Origin of the sequence: Candidatus Frankia alpina (genome assembly GCF_902806485.1) — a bacterium.
GTDB classification, from domain to species: Bacteria; Actinomycetota; Actinomycetes; order Frankiales; family Frankiaceae; genus Frankia; species Frankia alpina.
The window spans coordinates 1-8743 of the sequence record NZ_CADCWT010000203.1 but is presented as its reverse complement, the minus strand read 5'-3'; the positions used below and the strand labels follow the sequence as shown (position 1 = coordinate 8743).

General features: G+C 70.2%; 10 protein-coding genes. 4 read left to right on the top strand and 6 right to left on the bottom strand.

The genetic code is table 11. The features are described from left to right. On the bottom strand, positions 1 to 949 hold a 949-nt coding region (locus tag G6R25_RS18390; RefSeq protein WP_163553963.1), incomplete at its 3' end, for an ABC transporter ATP-binding protein. 119 nt (positions 950 to 1068) lie between these two features. Beyond that, complete coding sequence (locus tag G6R25_RS18385) at positions 1069 to 1827, bottom strand: MOSC domain-containing protein (RefSeq protein ID WP_207634334.1); 759 nt, start codon at positions 1825 to 1827, stop codon at positions 1069 to 1071. Positions 1828 to 2219: 392 nt separating this feature from the next. Between G6R25_RS18385 and G6R25_RS18380 the strand changes: the two genes are divergently transcribed. Continuing rightward, positions 2220 to 2597 (top strand): hypothetical protein, encoded by a 378-nt coding sequence (locus tag G6R25_RS18380; protein WP_136448028.1) that lies wholly within the window; start codon positions 2220 to 2222, stop codon positions 2595 to 2597. A 69-nt stretch (positions 2598 to 2666) separates the two neighbouring features. Here the strand turns inward: G6R25_RS18380 and G6R25_RS18375 are convergent, their stop codons facing one another. Further along, on the bottom strand, positions 2667 to 3215 hold the full coding sequence (locus tag G6R25_RS18375) for an SDR family NAD(P)-dependent oxidoreductase (protein ID WP_205447235.1): 549 nt from the start codon (positions 3213 to 3215) through the stop codon (positions 2667 to 2669). Next, positions 3212 to 4111, bottom strand: a complete 900-nt coding sequence (locus tag G6R25_RS18370) for an alpha/beta hydrolase (protein WP_136448029.1) — start codon at positions 4109 to 4111, stop codon at positions 3212 to 3214. Before G6R25_RS18370 ends, G6R25_RS18375 begins: the two co-directional genes overlap by 4 nt. 251 nt (positions 4112 to 4362) lie before the next feature. On the opposite strand from G6R25_RS18370, the gene G6R25_RS18365 reads away from it, so the two are divergent. Continuing rightward, complete coding sequence (locus G6R25_RS18365) at positions 4363 to 4782, top strand: MarR family winged helix-turn-helix transcriptional regulator (RefSeq protein WP_205447233.1); 420 nt, start codon at positions 4363 to 4365, stop codon at positions 4780 to 4782. A 172-nt stretch (positions 4783 to 4954) separates the two neighbouring features. Here the strand turns inward: G6R25_RS18365 and G6R25_RS30780 are convergent, their stop codons facing one another. Both G6R25_RS30780 and G6R25_RS18355 read right to left on the bottom strand, forming a co-directional pair. Then, positions 4955 to 5248, bottom strand: coding sequence for a MaoC/PaaZ C-terminal domain-containing protein (locus tag G6R25_RS30780; protein WP_419469377.1), 294 nt, complete (start codon positions 5246 to 5248; stop codon positions 4955 to 4957). 46 nt (positions 5249 to 5294) lie between these two features. Continuing rightward, positions 5295 to 7283 carry an APC family permease gene (locus G6R25_RS18355; RefSeq protein ID WP_235948977.1) on the bottom strand — a complete coding sequence of 663 codons (1989 nt, stop codon included), beginning with the start codon at positions 7281 to 7283 and terminating at the stop codon, positions 5295 to 5297. A gap of 560 nt (positions 7284 to 7843) precedes the next feature. Between G6R25_RS18355 and G6R25_RS27755 the strand changes: the two genes are divergently transcribed. Further along, complete coding sequence (locus G6R25_RS27755; RefSeq protein ID WP_235948975.1) at positions 7844 to 8419, top strand: AAA family ATPase; 576 nt, start codon at positions 7844 to 7846, stop codon at positions 8417 to 8419. 152 nt (positions 8420 to 8571) lie between these two features. Beyond that, positions 8572 to 8743, top strand: a 172-nt coding sequence (locus G6R25_RS30775) for a DUF4143 domain-containing protein (protein ID WP_419469378.1), incomplete at its 3' end; no start/stop codon positions are given.

The following is an 8743-nucleotide window of genomic DNA, read 5'->3' as shown; positions in this document are numbered from 1 at the left end:
ACGGCGACGGCGACGGCGACGGCGACGGCGACGGCGACGGCGACGGCTTCCAGCGCCGAGCAGTCGGAATGATCATCGGGGTGCCCGTCTCGGGATCAGGGATCACTCGGCAGGCGAGGCCGAAGGTCTCCTCGACCAGCTCCGCGGTGACGATCTCGGCGGGCGGGCCCTCGGCGACGATGCAGCCGGCGGCCATCACGACGAGGTGCGTCGCGTACCGGCAGGCCTGGTTGAGGTCGTGCAGGACGGCGACCAACGTGCGGCCGTGGTTCTCGTGCAGGTCCGCGCACAGGTCCAGCACGTCGAACTGGTGGGTGATGTCGAGGAAGGTGGTCGGCTCGTCGAGCAGGAGGATCGGCGTCTCCTGCGCCAGCGTCATCGCCAGCCAGACCCGCTGGCGTTGCCCGCCGGAGAGCTCGTCGACGAACCGGCTCGCGAGATCGGTGACGCCGGTGACCGCCATGGCGTCGCGCACGACCTGTTCGTCGCGGGTGGACCACTGGCGCCAGATCGTCTGGTGTGGATACCGGCCGCGGCTGACGAGGTCGAAGACGGTGATGCCGTCCGGCGCGATCGCGGTCTGCGGGAGCAGGCCGAGGCGGCGGGCGATCTCCTTCGACGGCAACGACGCGATCTGCGCGCCGTCGAGACGCACCGTGCCGGCGGTCGGGCGCATCACCCGGGCGAGGGCGCGCAGGAGGGTGGACTTCCCGCAGGCGTTGGGACCCACGATCACGGTGAAAGCCCCGTCGGGGATGCGCACCGCGAGGCCCTCGGCGACGATCCGCCGGTCGTAGGCGAGGGTCAGCTCCTCGCCGAGCAGCCGAGCCGGCGGGCGACCGGCGCCGTCGGAAGCCGGCGAGCCATCCGTCGCGGGCGCCTGCGAGGCCGGCCTGGGCTGGGTGAATCTGGCCGCCGGGTCGCGGCGCCGCCAGGGTGCGAAAACCACCCGTCCTCCCCCGTTGTCGGGCTGCAGTTGCCGGGTCCGCGCCGCCGACGGTGGCGCCCGCGCCTCGCGGATACCCCTGTCGACCAGCCGAAACCCCCGAATATTTGGTTAGGTTACCTTTAACCGACGTCGACGGCGACCTGATCGCCGAGGCGCACCGCCCCGGGCCGCACGACCCGGGCGACGACGCCCAGGATGATCCCGTTCGGGCCGCGCCGACGGGCCAGCGCGCGCAGGCCGTCCCAGTCCGGCGTGCCGGTGTCGGGCGAACGGGTGATGACGACGCAGCGCCCGAGCAGCTCGGTGACCGCGACGACAAGCTCGCCGATCCCGACGCGGCGGCCGACCCAAGTGTCCTCCTCGAACGGCGCGGTCCCGGCGACGGTGACCGTCATCCGGAAGCGGCGCAGGTCCCGGCCGGCCGAGGCGGCGTCCGCGACCAGGTCCACGGAGCCGGAGCCGAGCATGGTCACCGGGCCCTCGTCCCAGCCGACGCCGATCCGTTCGGCCAGCACGAGGTGCACCGGCTGCCCCAGGTAGTCCAACAGCGCCTCGGCCGGCGCCCCGGGAACCACCCGACCAGCCCGCCGCTTGCCGAGGAACGTCCCGGCGACCTGCCGATCGGACGGCGTTATGGGCCCCACGGCGACGGAACCGTCGGGAAACCCCACCGCGATCCGGCCCGCCGCCAGATCCAGATCCGGCCGGACAGACACCAACGCTGGAAAGTCGCGCAAAGTCACGATCTTGCCGGTCGGGGTGATCAGGAACAGCCGCCGATCCTCGGCGACTCCGTCCGGCCCCACCGACAGCTCCGCGCGGAAAACCACGGCCAGGGCCTTGACCGGAGCAATCGCCAGACCGCTCACGGTGAGCACCAATACACTCTCCGTCCTTTAGGGGACCGCAACCGGCTCTTCCGGCTACCCGTAACCGATCACATATGGTGTAAGTCACCAATCGGGAGACCGCCTCGAGTCGTCCGAGCCGGTTGTGTGACGTCCCGATTCAGTCGTTTGTAAAGTACACCTAACTTCAATGCGGAGATTCTTGCCGGGCGCGACCTCCCGGGTCTGCTGGCCACCTCGCGGCACCGCTACCAAGGTCCGCGAAGACACCGATCAGGCGGACGCGGACGAGGTGACCGTTCAGCCCGGGGGTCGTCGACTCAGCCCCGGGGTCGTCGACGCTTCCCCCGAGAAAGCGCCCCCGCCGTGTAACACCCGTCCGATCGGATCCTCTCGGCCGGCGCACCGTCTCCGAGAAGCGGATGCAATTCCGCGGTGGCGTCGGCGAGTTTGTCAGTGCTGCTTACAAGCAACCCAAGACGTCGAACCAGCCTGGTGGAGAGAGCCACGAGGCGTGCGCCGGGCCGAGGGGGCGGGAGCATGTCGGTCGCGGACTCTTCGCGACGGCCCTGGCCGAGCAGATCAACAAGAAGCTGCCGGGAACGACAGCCACGCCGCAGGCAACAGATGGCGGCGCGGACAACCTCTACCGCAGCTGTGATCAGGGCCAGCATCGGATTGTCGTCCTGGTCGATCCCGACGGAGAGGACCTGCACCCCCTCCAGCCCGAACAGACGCGTCGTATCGTCGGTCAAGCCCGTGGCCTCTCGGTGGCCCTTCAAGCGTTGCAACTCGAATGATCACGGCGCACATTCGTCCGGCTGTCTGGCTCGTCTGTGCAAGCTGTCGCAGTGTCGCGGTACGTGCGGTCAATGGGTCGGCAGGCCGGCAAGTTCGGGTTGCTCGTTGCCATGGGGGATGTCGATGCGTTCCTCGCCGGTGCGCAGTGCGCGCAGGATGATTCCTGCGCCGTAGTCGGAGCTGTGCGCGATAAAGCCTGGGCGGGTGTGCCGCCCTGAGGTGAAGCGGCCTGCCCCGAACTCGGTCGCGGTGGTGGAAGGCAGCACCACGCTCACACTCACCCCGGTGCCTTCCAGCTCTTTGCGGGCGACGGCAGAGAGCATGTTCACGGCCGACTTCGTCGCGGCGTAGGCCCTGATGCCGGGGAGCACCATCCCGGTGGTGCCGGAGCTGATGTTGACGATTCGCCCGAAACCCTGGCGGAGCATGGAGGGCAGCACGGCCTGCATGAGGCGGATGACGCTGACGAGGTTGAGGTCGAGTACCTGATGGAACTCGCCCAGGTCGAGTTGCTCGATCGTCGTGTCGTGCAGCGCGCGGGCGGTGGCCGCGCCGATGCCTGACGAGGCGCCGGTGACGATCACTGTACGGCCGCGCAATTCCAGCGTGTCGTTCATTTCTTCTCCTCGAAGTGGGTGCGCAGGAAGGCACCCGCCCCGCGTAGCGCCGCCTTGCCTTCGTCCAGGACGGCGGCGAATGTCTGGAAGACGTGCGGCACTTCGGGAGTGACCTGCAGCGTGACCTCGACGTCGTGCGCGGCAGCCTGGGCCGCGAGCCGAACGGCGTCATCGAGCAGAATCTCATGCGAACCCACTTGGATGAGCATCGGCGGCAGGCCGCTGAAATCGGCGAAGATCGGGCTGATGTCAGGGGTCGCCGGGTCCATGCCGCCGAGATAGTCGGGTACACGGATGCGCAACCCCCGGGGGGTCAGTACCGAGGGGTCGATGGACGCCTTGCTCGACATGCTCTGTCCGCTCAGGGTCAGGTCCACCCACAGCGAGAGCGTTACCGAAGACGCCGGCAGGGGAAGGCCGAGTTCCTTGAGCCGCAGCAGCAGCGCTGCCACGAGGCCGCCGCCCGCCGACTCACCCGAGAGCGCAATCTGCGAGCTCGGGATCTGCTCCAGGACGGCCCGGTAGACGGCCAGTGCGTCATCGATCGCCGCGGGATACGGATGTTCGGGGGCGAGCCGGTAGTCCACTGAGATCACCCTGACCCCGGCATGCCGGCCAAGCGCCGCAGCCAGTCCGGCTCCCGCGCGGGCTGAACCCAGGACGTAGACGCCGCCGTGGAAGTGCACCAGCACCTTGGAGGAGTCCACGCCGTCGACATCGATGGTCAGGACGGGGACCCCGCCGAGTTCACCGGGTGTCGTAGTGACGTCCCCGGGCAGGGGTATCGCGGTGAGCGCCGCCTCCATGGCCGCGCGCTGCTCGGCGGGATCACCGGCGATGGTGAAAGGCAACTGCCGGAAGATCCCGGCCAGTGCGAGTCGCTGCTGCTTGCTCATCGTGTTCTCCAAGTTCGCCCTGGCGCCTCGGCGCCGTGGGTCGTGTCGATGTCCCGCTAGCGTTGGCCGGGCGACGGGTGTCGTAGCCCGGCCGGTGGCAGGCGAGCCCGGCTCCTTCCGAGGCGGCTGCCCCGCGCCGAGGGCGCGCCCACCAGCCAGGAACCATACTACTATGGCACTAATATAGTTAGCGCTAATCCATGTTGCGGCGAGAGGCACCGATGGATCTACGACGAGTCTTCGACGACCTGGTGCGTTTCGAGACCGACCTGTGGAACGAGATCGATGCGCGGCTCCAGCAAGAGTGCGCTCTCCCCCTGGGGGGCATGAACGTGATGCTCGTCATCGAGCGCACGCAGTCCTGCCGGGTCAACGACATCGCCACCGCCCTCTCGATCACGGTCGGAGGCGCAAGCCAGGCAGTCGATCGGCTCGAAAAACACGGGCACTGCGCGCGACGCCCCCACCCGGCCGACCGCCGCTCCTCCATCGTCGAGCTCACGGCCGCGGGCCAAGGCGTGCTGAACACCGCCGGTCCGATCTTCGACCAGGAACTCGAGAGGCGGCTGGGCGCGGCGCTCTCCGACACGGCGCTCTGCCACCTCGGCACCGCGCTCGCCGCACTGCGCGCCGCCTCACCGCATACCCCACGCCCCGACGAGCAGCAGTGACCACCACCCGCCGAGCCCGAGGCCGCCTCGGCACCCATACCAACGGACCCCACAGCCCGCCGTCGCGCCGGTGGCGGCCCGCAGCGTCAGGTCGAGTTCGCGACGTTTTTCGCCGTCCACCTCGGACTCGCGGACTTGCGGCCGCCGGCGCGCAGCCGATCACCGCGCCACATCAGTTTCTGGAAGCGGGTGCGGAAGCGGCGCACGGTGTGGGTGCCGAACTGGTCGGTGGCCCAGATAGCCAGGTAGCCAGGTAGCCGGCGCCGAGCATGCCGACACCGAAGGCCTGCGGGTAGCCGGCACCGCGGGCGAGCTCGTCGTCGTGGTGCATCGGGTTCAGGTCACCGCTCGCGCCCTGGTAGCGCACGATGTCGGTCATCGTCAGCGGCCCGAACCAGCGTTCGGGCAGGTCCCCGTCCAACGGCAGCTGCTGGGCCGCGGCGGGCGCGGAGCCACTGACCGCCACGCGGCATCGGCTCGGGCCGTCGTCACCCCTACCCAACCCCGGCGATTCACGGTCGGGGCGGCGGATGGCGGACGGCAGGTGCGGGCGTCGCGACGTCCACGGGCGGCCGGTCGATCGGCCAGGGCACGCTGATGACGACGACGCCGGGCTGGAACAGCAGCCGGGCCTTGATCCGCAAGGCACTCTGGTTGTGCAGAACGTGCTGCCACCAGTGGCTGACGACGTACTCCGGGATGACGACGGTGACGATGTCGCGGGGGCCGGAGCGACGCAGGGACCGGACATGCTGGAGCACCGGGCGGGTGATCTCCCGGAACGGGGAGTCGAGGATCCGCAGCGGGATCTCGACGCCGTGCCGTTCCCAGTCCTCGAGCAGCGTCTGCGCCTCCTCCCGGGAGACCGCGACGGTCACCGCCTCCAGGTCGCTCGGGGCCAGCGCCCGGGCGTAGGACAGCGCGCGCACGGTGGGCAGGTGCAGCCGCGACACCAGGACGATCACGTGGTTGCGGCTCGGGCGGGTGAGCTGGACCGCCGCGGGCACGCGCAGTGCCTCGGCGAGCCGGTCGTAGTGCCGGCGAATGCCCCGCATCAGCGCGAACAGCAGCGGCATCGCCACCACGACGATCCAGGCGCCCTCGAGGAACTTGCTGGCCAGCACGATCACCAGGACCAGCGCGGTGACGGTCGCGCCGACGGCGTTGATGGCCTGGGAACGCCGGATCCGCCGCCGGGCCGCCTGGCCGACCGATCCACCCACGCCGGCCACGCCGCCCGCGGCGGTCAGCTCCCGCTGCCAGTGCCGAACCATGCCGGCCTGGCTGAGGGTGAACGAGACGAACACGCCGACGATGTAAAGGTGGATCAGCGACTGGGTGCTGGCGTCGAAGACGATCAGTAGCAGCCCCGCGGCGGCGGCGAGCAGCACGACGCCGTTGCTGAACACGAGCCGGTCGCCGCGGTTGTACAGCTGGCGCGGCAGGAACCGGTCGCGGGCGAGGATGGAGGCGAGCGCCGGGAAGCCGTTGAACGCCGTGTTCGCGGCGAGGATGAGGATCCCGGCGGTGAACACCGTGTTCCAGTAGAAGAAGAACGTCCGGCCGAACACCGCGGCGCCGATCTGGGAGATCGCCGTGGGCACCTGCGTTCCCGGCGGCAGCCCGATGTAGTCGGCCGAGTTCTCCGCCATGTGGACGTGGCTGACCAGCGCCAGGATCGTGATGCCGACGAACATGGTGATCGCCAGTGCCGCCATCGCAGCCAGGGTCGCCGCCGCGTTGCGGCTCTTGGGCCGCCGGAACGCCGGCACCCCGTTGCTGATCGCCTCCACGCCGGTCAGCGCGGTGCAGCCGTTGGCGAAGGCGCGCAGGATCAGCAGCACCGCGAGGACGCCGGTGGTGCCGCTGGACTCCCGCAGCCGGTAGCCGGCGGTCTCGGCCCGCATCGGCTGCCCGGCGATCCCCTTGTACGCCGCCCAGGCGAACATCACGTAGATGCCGACGACGAAGCCGTAGGTCGGGATCGCGAAGATCCGCCCGGACTCCCGCAGCCCGCGCAGGTTCATCAGCATCAGCAGGGCGACGAACCCCAGCGAGATCGGCAGCGCGTCGCCGGCCAGCCCAGACGCCGCCGAGATGATGTTGCCGACGCCGGCGGCGACGGACACCGCCACCGTCAGCACGTAGTCGACGAGCAGCGCGCTGGCCGCCGCGAGCCCCGCCGTGCGCCCCAGGTTCTCGGAGGCGACGACGTACGCACCGCCGCCGTTGGGGTAGGCGTGCACCGTCTGCCGGTAGGAGGTGACGACGAGCAGCAGGGTCAGCGCCACCCCGGCCGCGACGTACGGCGTGGTGTGGTAGAGCGCCAGCCCACCGACGGCCAGCGCTACGAGGATCGACTCGGTCGCGTACGCCACCGACGACAGCGGGTCGCTGCAGAACACCGGCAGCGCGAGCCACTTGGGAAGCTCGGTCTCGGCCAGCCGCTCGCTGCGCATCGGGCGGCCCACCAGCAGCCGCCGGGCCAGGTCACCGGCCACGGCCCGCTCCCTGTCCCCCCACGGCCGTCGAAGAAGCCGCTCCCCTGAGGCGCATCGGACTCCCGGTTCCGTCGAATCGCATCAATGGGAGTCAACTCCGGCGCCGGCTCGGCGCGTCAATCTCTCACAGGATGCTAACGCCGCCCCCGCGTTTTCTCACGCCGCGCTAACGCCGCCGCCCGCCCGGCGCCCTTTCGTCGGGTGATCGCACCGGACACGGTAACCGGGCACCGAGGCGATTACGGTGCGCTGGTCGCGTTGCGGTACGCCGGGCACGGTTTCGGGCGGTCGGACCGGAAGAAACGCGGCGCGGGCGGGCATGTGCACTACGTCGAGCTGGCCCAGTTCATTGGCCCGCATTACCTCGTCACCGTGCACGGGCCAGCGAACCCGACCGTCAGCCTGGCGGCAGTGCTGCGCGAGACCGGCGAACGGCCGGCTTCCCGGTGGCCACCTGTCCACGGAGGCCGCGAACCCCGCACCGCCCCTGCCGCAGACTTCGCACTTGCATGCCCGCAAATCGTGTACTCGAGGCTTCGCGGATCTTGTAGTGTCGCTGTATGGCCACGTCAAGGTACGTGCCGCGGATCGCGGACGCGCCGCTGGCCGGCCTGCTCGCCGAGCTGCCCGCCATCATGGTCACGGGCCCGCGAGCGGCGGGGAAGACCACCTCGGCCCGACGGATCGCCAACGACGTCCTGCGGCTGGACGACCCCGCGGTCGCTGCGGCGGTGGCCGCGAATCCGGACGCTGCCCTGCGCCGCACGCGTGAGCCCGTCCTTCTCGACGAGTGGCAGGAGGTCCCGGAGATCCTGGGCGCGGTCAAGCGCGCGGTCGACGACGACCCGCGCCCCGGTCGTTTTCTCCTCACCGGTAGCGTCGAAGCCGACTTCGCCACCCGCCAGTGGCCGGGAACGGGCCGCGTCGTCCGGTTGGTGCTGCATGGGCTCACCGAGCGGGAGATCTCCGGTTCCGTCGCCCAGCCCTCCCTGCTCGACCTGCTCCTGAACTCCGATCTTTCCCGCCTGCATGTTTCCGGGCCGCCCCCGAGCCTGGACGACTACGTCGATCTGGCGCTGCGCAGCGGTTTCCCCGAGGCCGCGCTGAACCTGAGCGCACCGGGGCGGCTCGCCTGACTGGACGCCTACATTGATCATGCCGTCACCCGGGACGTGCTGGCGGCGGGGGAACAGCGCGATCCCGTCCGGCTGCGCCGCTACCTCGAGGTTCTCGGGCTCTCGACGGCCGAGCTCCCCCCCCCGGCGGGACCCTCTACCAGGCGGCCGGAATCAACCAGCGAACCGCGGACGCCTACGACTGGATCCTGGCCGCTCTCTATCTGATCGATCTCGTTCCGGCGTGGTCGACGAACCGGCTGAACAGACTGACCAGGCGGGCGAAGCGGTACCTGACCGATCCCGCGCTCGCCCTCGCCGCCGCCCGGGTGGATGAGCGCAGCG

Excerpts from the sequence above, each read along its gene's own strand:
- G6R25_RS18380 (WP_136448028.1), top strand. The coding sequence starts at position 2,220 with ATGCAATTCCGCGGTGGCGTCGGCGAGTTTGTCAGTGCTGCTTACAAG.
- G6R25_RS18375 (WP_205447235.1), bottom strand. The coding sequence starts at position 3,215 with ATGAACGACACGCTGGAATTGCGCGGCCGTACAGTGATCGTCACCGGC.
- G6R25_RS18370 (WP_136448029.1), bottom strand. The coding sequence starts at position 4,111 with ATGAGCAAGCAGCAGCGACTCGCACTGGCCGGGATCTTCCGGCAGTTG.
- G6R25_RS27755 (WP_235948975.1), top strand. The coding sequence starts at position 7,844 with ATGGCCACGTCAAGGTACGTGCCGCGGATCGCGGACGCGCCGCTGGCC.